Origin of the sequence: Thalassospira sp. UBA1131, assembly GCF_002311515.1 — a bacterium.
Taxonomy (GTDB): Bacteria; Pseudomonadota; Alphaproteobacteria; order Rhodospirillales; family Thalassospiraceae; genus Thalassospira.
The window spans coordinates 158,481-179,808 of sequence record NZ_DCAO01000104.1; the positions used below are offsets into that span (position 1 = coordinate 158,481).

The window sequence follows — 21,328 nt, forward strand, 5'->3', positions numbered from 1 at the left end:
CCATGACGCAATCGTTAAAAGATAAACTGGTCATCCTTTCACTGGCCGTTCTTGCCACTGCCTTCATGATCACTTTCCTTGCCATTGAAGAACAGGCAGAAATCTTTGCCCTGCTTGTTCTTGCAGCTGTTTTGGTCTTTGCCAGCGCAAAATTCGGCCTGATCGAAACCATATCTGGATGCCTTTCGCGCAACGAAAGACTGTTGAATGGCGCCGTAGTTGCCGCAACGCTGATTGTGGCGTTCTGGTTCTACGAAGATCACTTTCCGCTGCTGATGATCGCCACCGTCCTGCTTTACACGGTGGCAAGCTGCGGTCTGAACATGCAGTTCGGCTATACAGGTGTGGTCAATTTCGCAGGTGCTGCGTTCTTTGGTATCGGCTGCTATACCGCAGCCGTACTCGGGGAAACATCAGTACCGATGCTTATGGTGATCATCGTTGGCGGTCTTGTTGCCGCCTTGGTCGGTTCCATCCTGATCATACCGGTTTTGCGTACTCGCGGCCACTACGCGGCGGTTGTAACCATCGCTTTTGGCCTTTTGTTCCGTACCTTCCTTGAAGTGAACGATGCACTTGGCGGACCGCAGGGGCTTGGCGTTTCCGGAATGAATATTTTCGGCTGGGATTTCAACAGCGGCATAACCCTGACAGACGATATAGAAGTCTCTTTCTATATGAACTATGTGATCCTCGCGCTGATCATGGTCATGCTGACGTTTGTTCTGATGCGTCGGATCGAACGGTCCTGGATCGGGTTGAACTTTGATGCCGTCCGGCTCGATGAAACCGCCGCCGCCTGTTACGGTATCGATATCAAGCACTGGAAAATTCTGTCCTTTACGCTTGGCAACTTTCTTGCGGGAACGGCAGGTGCGCTTTACGCCATGATGCTTGGCTTTATTGCACCATCGAACTTTGCGTTTTCTGACTCGCTGATTCTGGTCTCCATCGTCCTTCTTGGCGGAATGGGCAGCCTCTGGGGCACGATCCTTGCGGCCGGACTGGTCGTTCTGTTGCCAGAAAAACTTCAGGCCATTCAGGAATACCGCTTCCTGATCTATGCGGTTGTGATGATCCTGATCCTGCTGTTCCGTCCGCAGGGCGTTCTTCCGCGTGGCTTGCGCGCATATATTCCCGGCTGGAGAGGTTAATATGGACCAGCAAAAAGAAACCGTATTGGCTTTTCGCGGACTGACCCGCCGTTTTGGCGGCGTGGTTGCACTTAACGAGTTTGATATGGAACTCGACAACGGCCAGATCGTCGGCCTGATCGGACCAAACGGGTCGGGTAAGACGACATCATTCAATGTGCTGACCGGCATCTATTCAGCCAATGGCGGCACCATCGAATTCCTGGGCCAAGACATTACAAACTGGCCCGCCCAGAAGGTATACGAAGCAGGGGTTGCGCGCACCTTCCAGCGTTCGCGCCTGTGCCTTGAACTGTCGATTTTTGACAACGTCATGATCGGCAACCACAAGCGCCTTAATCAGGGAATTTTGTTTAATATCTTCCAGCGCAAGGCGCTGAAGGCCCAGATCGAAGAAAACTACTCCGAAGCCCACAAGCTTCTAAAGATTTTTGATCCTGCGCTCGCAGAGAAGATATTTGACCCGGTCGGAAGTCTGCGGATGATTGATCGTCGCCGGATCGAGATTTGCCGCGCACTGATCAGCCATCCCCGTTTACTGCTACTTGATGAACCATCAGCTGGCATGACCCATGAAGAAACCCGCGAACTGATGGATGATATCCTTGAAGTCCGCGAAATGATCGACGGTCTTTCGATCATTCTGGTCGAACACGAAATGGGCATGATTGAACGTGTGACCGACAAGTGCATCGTCTTGAATTTCGGACAGAAGATTTGTGAAGGTGCGTATCGCGACGTTGCCTCTGACAAACTTGTCCAGGAAGCCTATCTGGGGGGGGAATAACAATGGTGACGGCCAGCGCACTTGAACTCAAAGACATCTATGCCGCCTATGATTCAGCGGATGTTCTAGAAGGCGTTTCCCTGAAGGTTTCTTCGGGAAAAATCACCTGCCTTCTGGGATCGAACGGAGCTGGAAAATCAACCATCATCCGGGCTATTCTTGGCCTGACACCGCCCCGGTCAGGCGATATCCTGATTGATGACCAAAGCCTGATAGGTCTTCCAACCCACAAGGTCATTTCGGCCGGGATTGCATGCATTCCCGAAGGCCGCAAGGTGTTTCCGAAAATGACTGTTGTCGAAAATCTTCGACTTGGCGGTTATCGGCAAAACGCCGATGCGGTCCTCCGCGACCGGATGGATCAGGTGTTTGAAATTTTCCCGCGCCTGAAAGAACGCCGCAACCAGTTGGCCGGCACCATGTCGGGCGGCGAACAGGCAATGGTGTCGATCGGACGCGGCCTCATGGCGGCCCCGAAAGTCCTGCTGATAGACGAGCCATCCCTTGGCTTATCACCGCTTTTTGTCAAAGAGAACTTCAACATAATCAAGCGGATCAACGATCAGGGTATTACCGTATTTCTTGTCGAGCAAAACGTGCATCAAACTTTGGCGATCGCCCATTACGGTTATGTCATGTCCCAAGGACGTGTCGTTGCCCAAGGAACGGCACAGGAACTCTCCGAAAACAAAGAAGTCCATGAAGCCTATTTCGGCTGACTGGAAACGCAAAAACACAGGGGACAAACCGTGCCTAAGACGAAAATTGATGCTGTTGAATTGACGCGTCAACTGATCCGCTTCCAGACCGTCAACCCCATCAACCCGGAAGAGGATTGTGTTAAATTTGTCGGCAATCTTCTGGCCGAACATGGATTTAAGATTTCCTATCATGACTACGCGCCGGGCCGAACCAACCTGATTGCTCGGATTGGTGGTACCGAAAGGTTACCACCGATCTGTTTTACCGGGCACCTTGACACCGTCCCGCTCGGCCATGTCGCATGGTCGATGCCCCCGTTTGATGCCGAGATATCGGGCGACAAACTTTATGGTCGCGGTTCAAGCGACATGAAATCGGGCGTTGCCGCCTTTGTCGCCGCTGTCATCGAAATCGCATCCGAGCTCGAAACCGGCCCTGGGGTCGTGCTTTTGATCACCGCTGGCGAAGAAACCGGTTGCGAAGGTGCGGCCTATCTTGCCAGCCAGAAAGATCTTGTAGGTAAGGCTGCTGCGGTTGTGGTAGCCGAACCCACATCGAACTATCCTTACGTCGGGCATAAGGGGGCACTTTGGCTGCATGCAAACACCGAAGGCGTGACAGCACATGGGTCCATGCCGGAACTTGGTGTGAACGCCATTTACAAGGCATCGCGCGCCATCACCAAACTCGAAGAGTTTGATTTCAATGTTGCCCGTCATCCGGTAATGGGACCGGCGACCTTGAATGTCGGCACCGTTCATGGCGGCATCAATGTCAATTCTGTGCCCAACCATGCCGAATTCAGCATTGATATCCGCACAATCCCCGGCCAGAAAAACGAGACGATTATGGATCAACTCGACAGTTATCTGGGCCCGGAAGTTACCTTGTCACGGGTCGTCGATCTTGAACCCGTCTGGACGTCCCCAGACGATCCGTGGATGAAGTCGGTTTTTGAACTGGTCGCACCGATGCACGAAGCCACCATCGCGCCCAAAACAGCCGCCTATTTCACGGATGCGTCGATTTTCACCCGCGCTTTTGATTTCGCCCCGACCGTCATCCTTGGCCCCGGCGAGGCCGCGATGGCCCACCAGACTGACGAATTTTGCTACGTCTCACGGATCGAACAGGCAGTTGAAATCTATCGCGCCCTGGCGGAAAACTGGAACAATCAATGAAGACTTTACCTTACAGATTGTCACTTCTGGAAGCCGCCAGCGACATTTCTGGCGGTCACTTGAGTGCGGGAACACTCGTGGCATCATGCCTTGAACGCATTTCCCAACGTGAAGACGATGTGCGGGCGTGGATCCATCTTGATCCGGCCAAGGCATCTGGCTCCGCCAAGGAGGTCAATGCAGGCCCGCTTTCCGGTCTGCCAATCGGCATCAAAGACCTGATTGATACCGTCGATATGCCGACCGGTTATGGATCGGAAATTTACGCCCATAACCAACCAGCCCAAGATGCCACCTGTGTTGCCACCATCCGCCATGCAGGCGGCATTGTGATGGGCAAAACGGTTTCAACCGAATTTGCCTATTTCCAGCCTGGCAAAACCGCAAATCCCCACGATCTGCGCAGAACGCCCGGCGGATCATCAAGCGGTTCTGCAGCAGCAGTTGCCGATTATCATGTTCCTGCGGCATTGGGCACTCAAACAGCAGGATCCATCATCCGTCCTGCGTCTTTTTGCGGCGTTGTCGGATATAAGCCCAGCTACGGATTCTTGCCATTAACCGGCATTCGGCCCCTCGCGCCGTCGATGGATCACCTCGGGGTATTAACCCGGACGGTAAAAGATGCGGGTTTTCTTGCATCCACCCTTGGACGGCGACCAGAACTCGACATTCGCAAGGATGTCGGGGACTTCGTGCCCAACATCGGTTTTTGCGAAACACCGCAGTGGGATGCAGCCGAACATAGCACGCAATCCCTGCTGCGGGATGCGGCGTCAAGGCTTGGCAAGGCTGGCGCCAAGGTTTCCGACATCACTTTGCCGGAAATCTTTGCATCCCTTGCCAATGCCCATGGGCGTGCGATGGATTATGAAGTCAGTTTTACCGGGTTGTTTGATGTCATCAATCACCCTGATCGCGTCAGCGCAAAGTACCGTGAACGATTTAATGCCGGGATGAATGTCCTAGCCCAGGACTACGATCAGGCACTTGATCAGGCAAGACGCTCTCGTACTGCGCTGTCGGATGCGATGGGCGAGTGCGACGTTTTGATCTGCCCCAGTGCGCCGGGCGAGGCACCTGTTGGCCTTGATGCCACGGGTGATCCGGTCTTTAACCGCATCTGGACATTCTCAGGCGTTCCCTGCATCAACGTCCCTGGATTGGTTGGACCCAACAATATGCCACTCGGCCTGCAGGTGATTGCCAGATTTGGAGATGATGCCCGCGCACTCAAGGCCGCCGAGTGGATTTCCCGTCATCTTGTGTGACACGGCAATCTTTACACGGCTTACATCCGGCTTTTAACCCGCCGTGTTGGTTCGGCGACTTGTGGGTCATCAGGCCAGTAATGTTTGGGATAGCGCCCCTTCATCTCGGCCTTCACCTGCGCATAGGACCCGTTCCAGAACCCGATCAGATCACTTGTCACCTGAATGGGCCGTTGTGCGGGGGATAGCAGATGCAAGGTCACCGCGACCTTGCCATTCGCCACCTTTGGCGTTTCGGTGGCACCAAACATTTCCTGCATGCGCACCGGCAAAGCGGGTGTTTCACCGCTATAATCAATGCGGATGTTTGATCCGGTCGGGACCTGCCAATGGGTGGGGGCCAAGCGATCCATTTCCTGTCGCTGGTTCCAATCAATCCCGGCGAGCAACGCTTCAGACAGGTTGATCTGTTTAAGCTGGCTTCGTTTGGTAATGCCGCCGAGATAGGGTGCCAACCAGTCCTCAAGCGATGCCAGAAGCCTGTCATCAGAAACATCGGGCCACACATCGCCCTCCACCCGATGAAGAAACGCCAGCCTTTCGCGCAAGCCTTCTGATGCCTTGTCCCATGGCAGGCAATGCAGGCCGAGCTTGCGGATGCCCTCGATCATGGCCGCTGTAATCGCCTCGGGATCGGCTTCGTCATGGGTGGCTTTTTCATCCAACACCAGTGCGCCAATCCGGCGTTGCCAGCGGGCAGCAACCGCATCGCTTTGCGCGTCCCAGAAGACTTCCGTGCCCTCGGAAATCTGATCGGCAAAATGGGTTTCAAGGGTGGCGCGCGCCACAGGTGCCGCAAGGTAAATCTTGGCCTCGCGCGCCTGCCCGTCCAGTTCGGCCACCGCGATATAGAGCTCATTGGCGATGCTGTCTTCATTGGGCAAAACACCACCCCGCCCGCCCGACAGGCGATAGCGCGCGTCCGCCCCCTTGCGGCGCTCCCCGATCCGGTCGGGATAGGCAAAGGCGAGCAACAATCCAACCTCATCGGCCCGATCCACCCGCGCGGTATCGGTTTTTGCCAACCCGCCCTGCTTGGCAGCATCGCGCAGACGGCGGGCAAGTTGCTTGGCGGCCTCCGATATCATTTTGGGCGCCCGGCCCTTGATGATCGCCTCCAACCGAATGCGCAAATCCGCCCCGCGCCCGCGCATGAAATCACGATCAGACAACAACGCCGCCAGCGCACAGGCGACATCATCAAGGCCAAGCTGCGCACCGCGCAACATCATATGCGCCAAGCGCGGATGGACCGGCAATCCGGCCATGGCCGTGCCCATCGGGGTAATGCGGTTATCATCGTCAAGTGCTTCAAGCCCGCGCAAGACATCGCGCGCCTGATCAATCTTGGCGCGATCGGGCACATCGAGCCACGGCAGCGTTTCAGGATCGGTAACACCCCAACGGGCCAGCTCCAGCGTCAGCGGTGCCAGATCGGCCTCGGCAATTTCGGGCGCGGTAAAGGGCGCACGCGCACGCTGTTCATTTTCCGGCCACAGGCGATAACACACGCCCGGTTCCAGTCGCCCGGCGCGGCCGCGGCGTTGCTCGGCACTGGCTTGTGATGATTTGACCGTGACCAGCCGCGTCATGCCCGATGCCGGATCAAACCTTGGCAGGCGTTGCAGGCCGCTATCGACCACCACCCGGATGCCATCAATGGTCAGTGACGTTTCGGCAATCGCGGTGGCCAGAACCACCTTGCGCTTGCCGTCCGGGGCGGGCTGGATCGCGATGTCCTGCGCCTTGGCATCCATTGCGCCATAAAGCGGGGCGATGATGACATCACTTCCCACCGCATCCTTAAGCGCACTTTCAACCCGGGTGATTTCGCCCTGCCCCGGCAGGAAGGCCAGGATCGATCCGCTTTCTTCGCTCAGGGCCGTTTTGATCGCCGATGTCATTTCGGCGTCTATGCGGACATTGCCCCATTTATCGGGCTTGGGGGCCAAGTATTTCGTTTCAACCGGATAGGCGCGGCCTTCGGATGTGATCACCGGGCAATCGCCCATCAGTCGCGCAATCGGTTCGCCATCAAGGGTGGCCGACATGACCACAAGGCGCAGGTCATCACGAAGCGCCCCTTGCGTTTCAAGGGCAAGGGCCAAGCCCAGATCGGCATCCAATGATCGTTCGTGAAATTCATCAAACAGGACGGCGGCAACACCGGAAAGTTCCGGGTCATCCTGGATCATGCGGACCAGAATGCCCTCGGTCACGACCTCGATCTTCGTGTCCTTGGAAATCTTGCTGTCAAACCGGACGCGATAACCCACACGCCCGCCAACCGCCTCGCCGAGTAACTGCGCCATGCGCCGCGCACTGGCACGCGCTGCCAGACGACGCGGTTCAAGCATGATGATCTTCTGATCTCCGCGCCACGCGCAATCAAGCAACGCCAGCGGCACCTTGGTCGTCTTGCCAGCACCCGGTGGCGCCTGCAAAACCGCATTGGTGCCTTGTTCCAGCGCGGAAATCACCTCTGGCAGGACAGCATCAATCGGCAGGGCGGGAAATCGGGAACTCATATGTTTTCAATACTCAGCTTGGCACGGCAGATACCTGTTAGCGGGCATCGCCTAGCAATATCCCTGCGGGGTTGGCCGGGGCAATGAAAATCACGCCAGAATTTATTCTGACGGCAGATGCCGATTGATCGGCCTCAATGCGCACACTCTTGGTCATGATAGAATGGTTTTATTGTTTTGGGCAGTTTCCCGCCTTCGATCCGCAAAAATGCGACGGGTCATCTGCACATAATGGTCTCATCCCTTCGGAACAGGAGACTTATGATGAAAAGATATCTCGCAATAACCGCAGTCGGACTGATGCTTGCCGGTGCGCTTGGCGTCGCCCAGGCCCAACAAGGCCCGCAAATGATGAACCCCAACGGCCAAGGCATGCTGCAGGGCCAAGGTATGATGCAAGGTACGGGCATGATGGGTCAGGGATATGGCCCGGGCAACGGACAAGGTTACGGTCCCTGCAACACGATGCCGTGCAATAACGGTGCAATGGGCCCCGGTATGATGAATGGCACTATGATGAATGGTGCCATGATGAATGGCGGCATGATGATGGGGGGCATGATGGGCAAAATGCATGGCCCGGAAATGATGATTGTCATGATGGACACCAACGGCGATGGCCAATTGGCGCTTGAAGAATTCCAGGCCGTCCATAACCGGATGTTCAACTATCTTGACGAAAACGGCGATGGCCAATTGACCGCCGACGAGCTGCGCGGACGTTAAGCAAATCTGCTCGGCTATCGGACGCTGCGGCTCTGACCTTTAGCTGGGCCGCAGCATTGTATCGCAGCCAGATTGCGCAGCCTGAAAATCGGGATTAAACAAGGCGAACAGGCTCGCCATATTGCTCTAGCAAAGTGTCTGCAGTCAGGAGCAATATGCCCTCCGCCTTTGCTTGTGCAATCAGAATTCGATCAAACGGATCCTTATGCACCGGCGGCAGCGTATCAACAGTGAGCGCATGCTCACTCGACATGGGGAGCTCCAGATAGCCATTATCTAGCATTCCCCGCCGAATGAGCCGCGGGTTTGCCTTGAAGTCAGGTCTTTCGAGCGCATTCTTGATCGTGATTTCCCAAATATTGATAGGACTGAAAAGAAGCTCGTTCTCTGTATCAGAAATCATCTTGCGGGCCTCAGGCGACAATCGATCACTGCCCTTTGCTGCCCACAGGATCAGCTGGGTATCAAGCAATAGCTTCATCAGCTGACCCCGAACATTTCTTCGATCTCATCCTGACCCATGCGATCAAAATCATCCGGAATCAGAATTTCCTCGTCCTTCAAGAAGCCGATCCTTTTGGGCGCAAGTTCATTTTGCTGATAGGCAGACATTTGCACAACAGGCTTGCCTGCCTTTGCAATGACAAGCTGCTCACCGCTCATAACCCGCGCAATCAACCGGGACAAATGTGTCTTGGCTTCATGAATGTTAACTATGCCCATAACGCTCTCCATATAGACTAAGTTAACTTAGTCTATATCATTTATGCTCTAAATGCGATTGGGATTTCATAAACAATACTCTGCGTTCCCCGCCAATCCGCTGCAGGATCTTCATCCCGCGCGTCAGGGCATAAAGCGTTTCCATCGCCCCTTCGGCCTTGGCCCGCGATGCCGCCGCACGCGTGATGTCATAAAGCCCGCGAAACACAGGTTCGGGCAAGGCGCGCAAGGCCGCCTCTGTCTCCGCCCGGTTCGGATCGGGATGGGCAAAACTGAGTGGCGCGGTCGGGTCAAAATTCGACATGGTTTGATCTTGCGGGTTCGACGGCTTCGGGCCGGTGTTTTCTATCATGATTGAAAGTGCCCAGACCATCCATGCCTGCGTCCAGCGCATGTAATTGCGCCGATCTAGCCTGCCGTCTTTCTTGATCCCGGCAAAGAACAGATCGCGGCCAGGATCAAAAAGATTTTCTGCGGCCCATTCTGACAACCGAATTACCCCATCACGATCCCCAAACCGGCTAAGACTTGCCATCGCCTGTGCAACTGCATGGGCATCAAGGTAGCCATCCCGCCCGGCAAAGCTGCGCGGCAGATCATTCTTATCGAAGCACGCTGAGCGATAGAATTGCCAGCCACATGCAATGGCATTGTTCAGCCCGTCCATCCCTGACGCCCGCAAGCGGTCGAGAAGATCAAGAACATAACCCGTGTGAAACCCGTCCACAAAATGGTGATGGGACCGCGTGCCATAGGCCCAGCTGCCATCGGCCTTTTGCGCGGCGATAATGCGCTCTACTGCCTGTGCGGTTTTATCATTTGGCCCGATCACCCGATGCAGTGCAAAGGCCGCCCAAAGGCTGGCATTATGGATTTCAACGACAACATGATCGAAATAGGCGAAATAGCCTTCCCGCCAAAGCTTGCTTTCAACAAACCCTGCTGCATGAACCAACGCCGGGTGATCCTTTTGCATCCCGCTCTGAAGTAACGCGTCAACGACAAAGCTTGTCACAATGGCATTGCTTTGATGGCGCTTGGCGCAAAAGGCCCGCGCCTGCCATTCAAATGGATATCCCCATCCGCCATCCAGGTTTTGCAGTTTCAACAGGCTATCGCGAACGTCACAAAGAACCACGCCCTGCCCAGCCCCACCCAGCAAGGCCAGCGTCTTCGGATTGACCTTGGGGGGAATGCGAACAACCTTGCGCAAACCTTCCGGACCACGCTTGATTGCCTGTAACCATGCCAACCGCGCCAGTCGGAACCGCCCAAGCCCGCTTGCGCGAAACACAGCACTTTCAAGCCCGTCAAACGGATCGGCCCCGGCAAAGCCATCAGCGACCATACGGGCAAGGACCCGATCCCGGATATCGATCAGACGATCCCTATTCATGCGCACACCCCGCACGCGAAGCAATCCCGGCGGCCATCCCGCAACAGACCAGATAATGCCCGTAATTCAGCGTATTATCCGTCACCATGGTCAGCATCACCGAAAGCAGGATACAGACGGCAAGGCGCACATGGCGCACGGTCCAAAGCATGACACCCCATCCCGCTGCCCAAAGTATCGCCCCGGTGGTCCCGGTTTCAAACAGCATGCGGAAGTGGTCGTTATGCAAGGCACCAAACGATGCGAAGGATTGGTAGCCGGACAGGATTTCTTCCACCGAATCGGCCCCGAAACCAAGCCATCTTTGCCCTAAAGAGCCGCCTTGCCACATCCCCCAGAAATCCTGCCAGAACGCCAACCGCCCGCTGCCATGGGTCAGAAACAGGCGCGGTAGATGGGACATCGCAAACCAGCCAGCCACGGCCAATGCGACACTGCCGACAAGCCAGGTCATCGCCCGCGAAAACCGGATCATGCCCAGCAAATTGACCAACATCGCCAACACCGCAATCCGTGTTTGGCTGAGCAACACCGCCAAGGCCGATCCCACCGCAAGCAGCCGACAGCCACGCCACCCGGCCACCGAACAGAGCGCAAAAAGCCCCAAAAACAAGAACGGCTGATTAAGACGCATGCCCTCATGGGTCATCTGAAACGAACTCGAAAGCAGCAGATAAAGCACGAGAACCGGCATCATCACCCGAAGGCTGTCCCGGCCAGTCACAAGCCCGACCGACAGCCCGACGGGCAGCATCAAAAGGTTGCCGATCAGGCGGAGTTTTTCGAGGATTGCCCCATTGCCAGTCGCAATGACACCAATCAGCCCAGCCAGAACCAAACTGCCCGCAATCAAACCCGGCGTAATTCGAACCGGACGGGCGTATGCGCACAGCATCACAATCCAGAAACCAAGCAGGATAAGCTTGGCGGCCATTCCGCCCGCTGCAATCAGCCAGAGCGAGGTGCCCATCAAAAGATTGCCCACAAGTACCAACCAGATCGGCAGTGATACTGCTTGGCTGGCGGTTCCCGGCCCCTGCCCGGCGTATTGCACAACCCCGGTCTCAATAGCTTTCACCGCCGTGCCCCCTGCGCAAGCAGCGCGACAGGGTGCGAAAATTCGGCTAGGCTGAAGCTCTTGATTTCAAAGCAGATTGGCTGACCTTGATGCTCTGGCTGGCGCAAACCTGTCTGATGGCGCAGATCATTCTGGCCCCGCTGTTGCTCGGCGGATTGCGGCCATGGGCGCTTGCCATTCTGGCGATCCTGACCGGTATCGGCGTGCTTGCGATCTGCCTGCGCCCCGGTCCTGTGCAACTCGGCAAGTACCTGCTGTATCTTTGGATCGGGATCGCTGCGCTGATTGGTTGGGCGATCCTGCAAAGCCTGCCGATCTGGCCAGTTCAAGCTTATCCGTTCAACGCGCCGCACATCGCACTTGCCCCGCACGGTTGGCTGAATATCGCGGCGTATCTGATCTGGATGGGCGGTGTTGCGAGCCTGACAGCACTTTTGGCACGCCTTCAAAACCATCTGAACATCACCATCGCCCGCACCATTGTCATCACATGTGCGCTTCAAGTGGCGCTGGCCGCCGGGGCTGATCTGATGGGATGGCAGACGACATTCTGGTTTGCCAAACAGGCCCATCTTCACGACTGGACCGCCAGCTTCGCCAATCGTACAGCGTTCGGAAATCTGATGGGGTTGGGTATTCTGGCCTGCCTGTTTTTGTATGATCAAAGTCGGGCGCCGAGCACATCCCAGCGCCTTGATCAGGCCGGAGGCTGGCTGGCGATTGCTGTCTTGTTTGCCGCGGCTCTTATCGAAAGCCATTCGCGGCTGGCCTTTGTCATGGCGCTGATTGGCGGGGCACTGTTTATGATTCTGACCCCGCGCGAAAAAGTGCAAAGCAGTAAGCGGCTGATTGTGATCACGCTTGGCATCATCGCGACCATCACCATCGCAATCATCGCATCGCCGGAACTTTTCGACCGCTTCACCGACCTTGCCCGCAGTGATCTGATACAGCGCGATGATTTGTGGATCACCGCCCTGCAGGCGATTGCAGAACGGCCATTGACTGGATGGGGGGCGGATAGCATTGGACTGGTCATTGCTCATTTCGCCACCCCGGACCTGAACGCCAATGCCCACTGGTTTAGCAGCCATAACCTTTGGCTTGATGGCGCAATCATGTTTGGGGTTCCGGTCATGCTGATCCTCGCAACAGCACTTACACTCGCGATCAAAACGGTTCTTGCGACCTGCCTGCAACCCGACACGCGTGCGCTTTTGATCGCCCTTTTTGTCATGGCAATGCTCGGCACCATAGGTGATTGGGTCATGGTCATGCCTGCCCTTATTCTGCCGATGGTGATGCTGGGAATGACCAGCTTTGAAGCCGCACTTGCAGCCCATCGCGAAATGCCTGCACCCGTGGGTCACGCGGGGCAATCGCCTGCGCCTGATCCAGAAGCTTTGCGCTAAGCACCAAATCATCCGCGGCCACTATTGCCGCCTTCAGCCCCAGCAAAACCGGATCAAACGGCCTTTCGATCAGCCGCTGTTTAAGCTGTTCGTCAAGTTCCGAGCCATCGACCACCATCGCATCATGCTCTGCACCAAAGCCGTCTCCGTTGGCAAAGGCGGCACGTTTGTTTTCAAGCTGCGATAGCGCCCTGCCCTCCGAAACCAGAACCACGCCGCCAGAGCCAAGCAACAGCAGGGCAATCACAATCAAGGCTGCCTTCATGACGTCGGCTCCTCGGTTGCCAGTGCCGCCTGTGGCTTGCCATAGGCGGCACGCGGCTTGGCACCGTTCAAAACAATGCCCTCCGGCACAATATTGGCTGCACGCAATTGCGACAGGGCTTGGGTGATATCACGGCGCTTGCTGTGGCCGCAGCGCAGGGCAAACAGCCTGACATCGGCCAGTCCCAGCGCAATCACACCATCCGCGACGGACAGGATCGGCGGCGTATCAACAATCACATGATCAAACCGGGTGCGCAGGTGCTTTATCAAATCAGACAATTGACCATCTATCATGCCTGTTGCGATATTTCCCGGCACCGGCATGCGCGCACCAAGATATCGATACCCCTCGCCGTTTTCTGCCCCGGCAAGGGCGGCATCCAGATCCACAATCCCCGACATCACATCTGTCAGATCGGCAGTCAGTTCACCGTCATGTCGCGCCCGGTTTGGCGGTGCCGGGTCATGCAAATCCGCATCGAGAACCATCACTGATGCCCCCAGGCCGGTCAGCTTTTCAGCCAGCGCATGAACGATGTGACTTTTGCCATCGCCCGAGAGTGCTGAGCCAATTGCAACCACCTGCCCGTCCTTGTGATGTTGATTTGCGACGTCCCTGCCCTGCACCATGATCCGCATCAGAACTGCCAGATGGCCTGCGGCCTCGTCATGGGCTGAGGTGGTGGCGGCCTTGGTCGCCCTCGACCGTTCCGGAATACGGGCAAATAACGGGATGCCCAACGCCGTCTGAGGATCAAAATCGTCATCAATGCTCTGATCGAAATAGTGACGCAGCAATGCGGCAACCACAGCGGCAAACAGCGCCATCATGATCGCCAATATGGCAAGATCGCGCTTGGCCGGAAATTCGGTTGCCGCTGGCAAAGTTGGCGCACGCAGGATCGAAGCATCCCCCTGAAACGCTGCCATTTCACGGCGCAAGGCTTGCACCTGCTGGCCCAGGTCCTGAACATTCGTGCGCGCCATGGCGACAGACCGCACCAGGGCGGCCTGACCCTGAACGCTTGTATTGCGGAGCGTCATCCGTTCCTGCCAACGATCCCGTTGGGCCGTAATCAGACGCAGCTTTTCTTCCGCCCCGGCAAGGGTGATATCCATTTGATCGGCGATATTGCTGGCGACAGCGCTCAGTTGTTTATGCAGATCGTCCAGTTCTTGCTGCTTGCCCTGCATGGTTGGATGCTTGGGGCCGTAACGCTGATCAAGCCTGACGAATTCCTGTTTTGTCGTCTCGAATTGTGCCGAGATTTGGCGCACTATCGGATGGCTTGCCACATCGTCAATCGCCAGAAGATCATCAAGGTTTACCGCGTCATTGCGGCTTTGGCGCGCAAGCCTGAGGCTGACAACCTCCTGCCCCAGTTTTTCAGCCTGCTCATCGAGTGCATAGATGCGATCCAGCATCCGCGCATTCTCATCCGGGTCCAGAATACCGGCCCTGTTTTGCAAGCTGGCCAGATCCCCTTCCAGACCATCCAATTCAGTTTGCGCAGATTGAAATTGCGCCTCCGCCTCGGCAAGTTGCCTTCGAATGGCGGCTTTTTGTCGGTCTTCACGCTGCCAAAGATAACTTTCAACAACGGCCATCAACGCCTTTTGCGCTGTTTCCGGACGGCTCGCGACAAAGGCCACTTCAATGACCGCCGCATTGCCAATCCGGTTGGTTTCCAGAGCATTGCGAAGATGAGAGATCCCGTCTGTTTCGAGATCACTGGATATCGGCGTATCCGTCAGGGAAACACCCTCTCCGCGCAAAACCGAAAGTGCGGTGGAAAGTGTTTCCTGCCCTTTGATCTCGGCAATTGCCGTTTCGATTTCTTGGGCGGTTACAATGCGCCGGTCAGTGTTGAATGCCGCCGGCATCTGGCGTTCCGCGATTTCCACATTTGCAGAAAGCCCGATTTCGGTGACGGACCGATAATCCCCTTGCCAATTGGCGATGCCGCTCAGAAGCGCGATCAGGACAACAACAAAGCTCAGTGCCACAACCCCGCGCCGTTGCCAAAGAATGCTCAACAAATCGCGCAGGGACGGATCAAACCGTTCTTGCGCGACACTGGTAATCGCGACGGGATGGTTGGGATGCTCTGTCATCTCGGGCTTGCATCCTCAAGCTCTGGAATTCCGATTGGTTCCTGATAATCCTCAACACCCCAATAGCTATCGACGACGGGGTTTCGCGGGCCACCAACAAAAAGAAGCGAATAACGCAGCGCCCGTTCGGTTTCAGGTGGCCGCGCCGAACCGACAACACGCGGTGCGACTTCGGGCTCGATGCTTGCGGTAAATGATTGTTGTTCGCCTGCGAATATCAGTGCTTGATTGGCATTGCGTTCAAACAGGCGCTCTGCCAAATCCGAAGAATTACCCCGGACGATTTCCGAAAGGCGCCCCGGGTCGGGATGAAGATCAAGCAGACGCAGAACCACCCCACCCAGCACGGTCTCTAGCAAAAAACGGCTACTACCACCGCCCAGAACCACATCAAACAGACCAAGCAATACTTTAAGGCTGTCCTCTGCCACCTGCCAATCGATATCAGATTGTTGGTTGGTGCGATCCTCTGACAGCACAGCTCCGATAAGTGCATCAATTAGCTGGGTGACGTCTTCGGTGGCCTCGACCTTTGCGATTTCCGCTTCAATCCAGCTGATCGCCGCCTGCCGGTTTTCCAGATCAAACGTCGCTGTGGTTGTCGGCTGTGCCTGTAAATCAGCGGCGGTTGTCAGCATCATAAAGATGACCGAAATGGTTGCCGTTTTCCGCAAGGCACGCCAAAGGCGCCGGAGTTGAAAGCGCACAATCCGTGGCACGACAAGGCGGGCAAATGCCCAAAGCCCACGCCCATAGCGCGGGATCATGTAGCGTGGCTGACAGAAGATACGCCAAAGGAATTCCAACCCGCACCGCTGCCAGATAACCGGGGCGCGTCTGACATTCCCGGCCAGAACATCAAACGCCCCGCCAACACCCATGGCAAAACCGCATCCGGTCTTGGGCGCATACTGATCAACGAACAGCTCCTTGCGCGGGGATGGCAAGGCGACAAAAAGGGCATCTGGTTTGGCCTGTGCAACACAATCGGCCAGCTTTTTATCATCGGGCTCATAACCGTGATGGGTACCCGCGATGATCAGACCGGGAAAACGTGCAGGCAATACCACCTGTAACTGATCCAAAACATCCTGACGCGCCCCCAACAGGAAAACCCGCTGGCCATCCTGCGCGAACTGCGCCAGAAGGTCGGTCATCAGATCAATGCCAGTGACGCGCTCTGCAACTTTGATCCCCAACAGGCGGGCTGCCCACACAATCCCCGTGCCATCCGCCGACAGGCAATCTGCGCGCGAAAGTGCTGAAAACAACCGATCATCGCGCAAGGCTGCGGGCAGTTTGGTTGCATTCAGGCAATAATGACGAAAACAGGCTTGGTTGGCAATCGCCGTACCTTTGCGAAGTCCCAAGGCGATATCGGCACAGACGAGACGGCGTCGTCTCGTATCGAGCGGCAACCCGAAGAAGGCAGCTTTGTGCCCTTTGAGTTCGTCACGCATCTGCCACCCCTGTCACCCCGGCCGGACACTTAAAAACGGCAGAAACACAAAGTTCCTGCTGTTGGCGTCCGTCTTTCGCCACCGTCAACGATTTAAGTCACGGCTAATTGGTTGAATTGAATGGTAACTTATGATTGAGTTGCAGGCAATATTAGCATCTCAAGGTGATCGCCGCGGTGAGGGTGACTTTGCTGACCAACCTTGTGCCACCCTACCGATCTGATGCCTATAACGCGCTTCATCATTGCGCGGCGGCCGCAGGCGGAGGTTTGCGTGTACTATGTACCCAACATCGCGAACCACAACGCAACTGGTCAATCACAACACCCGCATTTGACCATATCACCTTGCCGGGCGTTCAAATTCCCCTTGGTGAAAACCGAACCCTATCACTTCCGTTTGGCGTCACCCGGGCTGTTTGCCGTGAACCAAGTGATGCGTTGATCTTAAACGGTTTTGGCATCGCGCAATGGCAGGCGCAAAACTGGGCGCTGAAACACCGCATTCCGACCGTGCTGCAATTCGATGGCTGGGCAGGCTCCGATGCCCCCTATGACAATCCGCTTCGGCGCAGATTACGCCGGATCATGATTGCCCGTGCCGATGGCTTTATTGCTGCAAGTTCGCGCGGGGCCGCGTGGTTTGAAAGCCATGGCGCATCGCCAGATCATATTTGGATCGCCCCCATCCCTCCGTCATTTCCCTTACCCGATATTTCCGCCAACCAAACCTTGGCGGAACGACAATACGACATCGTCTGGTGTGGTCGCACAACGGCTTCAAAGGGCTTTGACGTCTTCATGCGGATTGCCGCAGAACTGTCCAAGACAGACATTGCAAACCGTATCGCCATCGTTGGCAGTACCGACATTAAAAGCACCACAAGGCTTACGCAATCTTCCGGCCTTGGTGATCGGGTGGATGTGTTCGGGCAACTTCCCCACGATCAACTGCCGCCCATTCTGACCAACAGCAAGATCGCCCTATTCCCCAGCCGAAATGATGCCTATGGCGTTGGTGTAATTGATGCGATTGCCTGTGGTGCGGTTGCACTCGCAAGCCCATTCACCGGCTGCGCCCCGGATATTTTGCGCGGTCCCGAAATCCTGCCGATCGATAATCCGCAAGGTTGGATCACGGCCTGCAAACGCCTTCTTGATGCGCCGCAACTTCTCGAGGACACGCGTCTGCATCAAGCAAGGGCAATTGCCAATAACACCCCCGCCCATCACAGCGACACCATTTGGCAGGCAGTTCATCAGGCGGTTAATCATAACCCGGGCATGCGGCGGTGGGGATGATCACGCCACATCGTAACCGCACCTTGAAATCCGAACCTTCGGTCTGGATGATCAGCCGTGTCGATCAGGCCAGAATTCTTGCCAAGCACCTCGCCGATCAGGAACGGCTGGTACGTTGGGACAGTTTCTGGCGCCATGACGGTACGGGTCTTATCCGCCCGCCATCACGCCATGTCGGCACTGCGCTTTGCGATATTCCGGGCCGACACTTTCTGCCTGATCTGCTTGGAAAAACGGCCCAAAAGCTTCGGTTACCGGCACGCAATCTTTATTCCGACGTTCCCCTGTCGCTGCTGGCCGCCTTTAAGATGCCGAACGCCGACATCCTGCATGGGCAGGGCAATTACAGCCTGCCTGCGATGCGTCGCGCAAAGGCACGCAATATGATCACGATTTCCGATATCACCGGCCAACTGGCCGAAACCCGACATGTTCAGCTTGTCGGCGAATATGCATCCCACGGCCGCACCCACCGCGAAATATCGACCTTCCTTGCCGGTCGACGCACGGCAGAAGCCCGATTTGCCGATGCGGTATTTGCGCCCTCGGATACGGTCGTGGACGGTCTGCAAAGAACTGGTATTGCGCCTGACAAGATATATCTGGTCCCGTTTACGTCGCCGCATTGTCAGGCGCTGTTGGATCGGGAGCGTTTCAGGCGGGATGATACGGTCATTCGGCTTCTTTATGTTGGCAACCTGTCGCTTGCCAAGGGCACAGCCCATCTTCTGGCGGCTTGGAAAACCATCCGCCGCCAGTTCCGTTTAAGGACCGAACTAACCCTGATCGGCGCGGCACACCCCTGTGCCAAGGGCCTGCTTTCAAATCTGCCCGACGGGGTGAATTGGTCTGGCCCCCTGCCGCACGATCAGGTTGCCAATCATATGTTGTCTTCCGACATTTTCGTCTTTCCCAGCCTGACAGAGGGCAGCAGCCTTGCCACCATGGAGGCCATGGCAGCCGGTTGTGCCGTCATCACCACGTTCGATGCCGGAAGTCCGGTCATCAATCATCAAAGCGGCCTTATCATCCCGCCAAGGGATCAGGATGCGCTTGTAACGGCCGCGTCGGCACTGATCACACAGGCCGAGATGCGCCGAACCATCGCCCAAAAGGCGCGTGATCAAATCGCCAGCGATCTACGCGACACCTATGGCACGCGGGTCGATCATGCATATGAAACCATCCTGTCGCGCCATGGTTAAATGGTCAGCCCTCCTAAAATCAGCGGGTTCTCGGCTATATCCCTTGTGGATGATCGGGGCCAATATGATTGCGCGGCTGGGCGGCATGGCAATTCTGGTTCTGATCGGTCACGCCTATTCAGAGGCAGATCTTGGCACCTATTTCCAATTGCTCGCTATGGTCGGTCTTGCGGTTACCGCGACGCAGGCTGGAAGTGGTCCGCTTCTGGTGCGACTGGCACAAAATGCGGCCTTCGGACAAGCCATGCATGTTGTCGCCACAAGGTTCCTGATTGCAGGGTTTGCCTCGATCCTGATCATAACGACAACCAGCGCCCCGCTTGCGAAATATTGGCCACTAATCCTGATACCGGTTGCCGCCGCCCTTTCGCCTGACTGGATGATTGCGGCCAAAACCCGCTTCTCACGGCTTGGCATGATTGCAGTTATTGGTCAGGCATGCGGGATAATGGTGGCGGTTTGGGCATCGCTCAACCCTTCAGATGTAGCACTTTATCTCATCGCACCTGCAGTTTCTCTGGCAAGCCTTGTCCTCGCAACAGCATTTGCATTTGAACAATCCTCCACCAAAACCCCAATGGCCCCTAAGGGCAGCGTATTCGGCCTTGTCGGCTTCACCCTGCTCGCCGGGTTCGTGCCAAATCTCGACTTTGTCCTGTTGGGCGCAGACAACGATCCTCTGTTTCTGGCGCAACGCGTTTTCCTGTTTTGCGCCGGCCTGATTGCGGCCATTACCTCAACCCTGTTTGCCAAAAACGAGGTGGGCCAAATGCGTGACATCTGGCTTTTGACACCAATGGCATTGATCGCGGGCCTGCTGTTGTTCCTGCCAGGCAAATTGGCCGATCTTTTTTATGCCAGCCCATCAGATGATCTGATCACGATCCTTCAAATCGGTGCAGCTTGGCCGGTATTGATGGCGTTCATCGCCCGACAAATCCTGATATTGCAGGAAATATCAACGGTGAAATGGCTGGGTTGGGGATGCCTTGCGCTGATGATCATCTCGGCATTAACCATACCGACCAGCGACCTCGCAACCGACATCATGATGCTGATCGAATTTCGCTTGGCCTGTGTGGTTCTGATCCTGCTGGCCTGCCAGAAAGTCGCAACAAGACGGCACGTCATGGCATGACGAAACTGACCACCACCATCACCAACAATAAGCTGATCAGCGGCCAATATGGTGACATCGCGTTTGGCCCGTGGGGGCTGGAGTGTTCGGACCAGCATTCCTTCGTGACACTCACCGACCAACCGCGAAACGCCAAACAGGTCGGCGACATCTGGCACCTTTCTGGGGGGCGAATACGTATCGCGTACGAAACCCGTAAGCCCACCTCAAACACAGTCGGGCTTAAGCTACGCATTCAGGCACTAGACGAGATCCTGCTGCAAGATGCCGTCATCCGGCTGGTATTTGACAAAGCCGCCATCAAGTACGGGCGTATCGCAGACAAAACAGTTCACCACACCAACAGCGACAAATACCGTCTTTATCCAACCAATAAGGTCACACTGATCGGGAAGGACGGCGTAACAATATCCGTGACATTGGATCACGCGGATGGGGCGGGCCGGTTTGACCCGTACATGTATCTGCGTGATCGCGGAGATCACTGGATCATTCATGCCCGCATGCTGCCAAGTGCCCCGGTTGATCAGGTCTGGCTGCGCTGGGCAAACCGATTTTTCACGCTATCGGCACCGGGTTGGTTTTCAGCTTTGCTCTGGCGTATGCCGGTTTTCAAAAAGCTGCTCTGGCGCTTGCGCGAACGCATGGGCCGTCACTGCCCTGAAATTCAGGCAGTGCCCCTGAACCGCCTCAAAGCAGGGCAGTCCCTGTCGATGGAGGTGACATGTCACTTTCAGTAACCCATGACGCGCTTCGCTTACGCTGCCTCAATCTGGCCAAGCGGATTGCAGACGATCTCGCAACACGTCAACTGACGACTGGGCAGTTTGAACAGCCGGATTTTTACGCCAAGGCCTTTGCCGTCAATCTCTGGACGCGGATTG

18 protein-coding genes are annotated in these 21,328 nt (G+C 56.0%); 11 read left to right on the top strand and 7 right to left on the bottom strand.

Going from position 1 to position 21,328, the window contains the following annotated elements:
- Positions 1-2 precede the first annotated feature (2 nt).
- Genes B3Z49_RS16915 through B3Z49_RS16935 form a run of 5 tightly spaced genes read left to right on the top strand, consistent with a single transcriptional unit; the run spans position 3 to position 5,095 of the window.
- Positions 3-1,154, top strand: coding sequence for a branched-chain amino acid ABC transporter permease (locus tag B3Z49_RS16915; protein ID WP_296992993.1), 1,152 nt, complete (start codon positions 3-5; stop codon positions 1,152-1,154).
- Between the two features lies 1 nt (position 1,155).
- Complete coding sequence (locus B3Z49_RS16920; RefSeq protein ID WP_296992995.1) at positions 1,156-1,941, top strand: ABC transporter ATP-binding protein; 786 nt, start codon at positions 1,156-1,158, stop codon at positions 1,939-1,941.
- 2 nt (positions 1,942-1,943) lie between these two features.
- On the top strand, positions 1,944-2,660 hold the full coding sequence (locus B3Z49_RS16925; RefSeq protein ID WP_296992998.1) for an ABC transporter ATP-binding protein: 717 nt from the start codon (positions 1,944-1,946) through the stop codon (positions 2,658-2,660).
- 30 nt (positions 2,661-2,690) lie between these two features.
- Complete coding sequence (locus B3Z49_RS16930) at positions 2,691-3,824, top strand: M20 family metallopeptidase (protein ID WP_296993000.1); 1,134 nt, start codon at positions 2,691-2,693, stop codon at positions 3,822-3,824.
- Positions 3,821-5,095 carry an amidase gene (locus tag B3Z49_RS16935; protein WP_296993001.1) on the top strand — a complete coding sequence of 425 codons (1,275 nt, stop codon included), beginning with the start codon at positions 3,821-3,823 and terminating at the stop codon, positions 5,093-5,095. The genes B3Z49_RS16930 and B3Z49_RS16935 overlap by 4 nt, the downstream gene beginning before the upstream one ends.
- 20 nt (positions 5,096-5,115) lie before the next feature.
- Here B3Z49_RS16935 and hrpB read toward each other — a convergent pair whose 3' ends face one another.
- Positions 5,116-7,623, bottom strand: coding sequence for an ATP-dependent helicase HrpB (hrpB, locus tag B3Z49_RS16940; protein WP_296993003.1), 2,508 nt, complete (start codon positions 7,621-7,623; stop codon positions 5,116-5,118).
- Positions 7,624-7,887: 264 nt separating this feature from the next.
- Between hrpB and B3Z49_RS16945 the strand changes: the two genes are divergently transcribed.
- A complete protein-coding gene (locus B3Z49_RS16945; RefSeq protein WP_296993005.1) occupies positions 7,888-8,349 on the top strand; it encodes a hypothetical protein in 462 nt (153 codons plus the stop codon).
- A gap of 94 nt (positions 8,350-8,443) precedes the next feature.
- On the opposite strand, the gene B3Z49_RS16950 is transcribed toward B3Z49_RS16945, so the two are convergent.
- From B3Z49_RS16950 to B3Z49_RS16965, 4 genes are read right to left on the bottom strand one after another with little or no spacing between them, the layout of a single operon-like run.
- A complete protein-coding gene (locus B3Z49_RS16950; protein ID WP_120226441.1) occupies positions 8,444-8,830 on the bottom strand; it encodes a type II toxin-antitoxin system VapC family toxin in 387 nt (128 codons plus the stop codon).
- Positions 8,830-9,072: a type II toxin-antitoxin system Phd/YefM family antitoxin gene (locus tag B3Z49_RS16955; protein WP_120226581.1), complete on the bottom strand. Its 243-nt coding sequence runs from the start codon at positions 9,070-9,072 to the stop codon at positions 8,830-8,832. The genes B3Z49_RS16950 and B3Z49_RS16955 overlap by 1 nt, the downstream gene beginning before the upstream one ends.
- A gap of 37 nt (positions 9,073-9,109) precedes the next feature.
- A complete protein-coding gene (locus B3Z49_RS16960; RefSeq protein WP_296993010.1) occupies positions 9,110-10,468 on the bottom strand; it encodes a prenyltransferase/squalene oxidase repeat-containing protein in 1,359 nt (452 codons plus the stop codon).
- Positions 10,461-11,546 carry an O-antigen ligase domain-containing protein gene (locus B3Z49_RS16965; RefSeq protein WP_296993012.1) on the bottom strand — a complete coding sequence of 362 codons (1,086 nt, stop codon included), beginning with the start codon at positions 11,544-11,546 and terminating at the stop codon, positions 10,461-10,463. Before B3Z49_RS16965 ends, B3Z49_RS16960 begins: the two co-directional genes overlap by 8 nt.
- Before the next feature lie 89 nt (positions 11,547-11,635).
- On the opposite strand from B3Z49_RS16965, the gene B3Z49_RS16970 reads away from it, so the two are divergent.
- On the top strand, positions 11,636-12,958 hold the full coding sequence (locus tag B3Z49_RS16970; protein ID WP_296993014.1) for an O-antigen ligase family protein: 1,323 nt from the start codon (positions 11,636-11,638) through the stop codon (positions 12,956-12,958).
- Between the two features lie 261 nt (positions 12,959-13,219).
- On the opposite strand, the gene B3Z49_RS16975 is transcribed toward B3Z49_RS16970, so the two are convergent.
- Together B3Z49_RS16975 and B3Z49_RS16980 are read right to left on the bottom strand one after the other, a co-directional pair.
- Entirely contained in the window at positions 13,220-15,340 is a 2,121-nt protein-coding gene (locus B3Z49_RS16975) for a GumC family protein (protein WP_296993016.1), read from the bottom strand.
- Positions 15,337-16,800, bottom strand: coding sequence for a WecB/TagA/CpsF family glycosyltransferase (locus B3Z49_RS16980; protein WP_296993017.1), 1,464 nt, complete (start codon positions 16,798-16,800; stop codon positions 15,337-15,339). Before B3Z49_RS16980 ends, B3Z49_RS16975 begins: the two co-directional genes overlap by 4 nt.
- A 176-nt stretch (positions 16,801-16,976) precedes the next feature.
- Between B3Z49_RS16980 and B3Z49_RS16985 the strand changes: the two genes are divergently transcribed.
- The 4 genes from B3Z49_RS16985 (at position 16,977) to B3Z49_RS17000 (ending at position 21,184) form a co-directional block, all read left to right on the top strand.
- The gene (locus tag B3Z49_RS16985) at positions 16,977-18,101 is read left to right on the top strand and encodes a glycosyltransferase family 4 protein (protein ID WP_296993019.1); all 1,125 of its coding nucleotides are present in this window, start codon (positions 16,977-16,979) and stop codon (positions 18,099-18,101) included.
- Positions 18,098-19,306 (top strand): glycosyltransferase family 4 protein, encoded by a 1,209-nt coding sequence (locus B3Z49_RS16990; RefSeq protein WP_296993020.1) that lies wholly within the window; start codon positions 18,098-18,100, stop codon positions 19,304-19,306. The genes B3Z49_RS16985 and B3Z49_RS16990 overlap by 4 nt, the downstream gene beginning before the upstream one ends.
- Positions 19,307-19,370: 64 nt before the next feature.
- A complete protein-coding gene (locus tag B3Z49_RS16995; RefSeq protein ID WP_296993021.1) occupies positions 19,371-20,444 on the top strand; it encodes a hypothetical protein in 1,074 nt (357 codons plus the stop codon).
- Positions 20,441-21,184 carry a hypothetical protein gene (locus B3Z49_RS17000; RefSeq protein WP_296993023.1) on the top strand — a complete coding sequence of 248 codons (744 nt, stop codon included), beginning with the start codon at positions 20,441-20,443 and terminating at the stop codon, positions 21,182-21,184. The genes B3Z49_RS16995 and B3Z49_RS17000 overlap by 4 nt, the downstream gene beginning before the upstream one ends.
- The last annotated feature ends 144 nt before the right edge of the window (positions 21,185-21,328 follow it).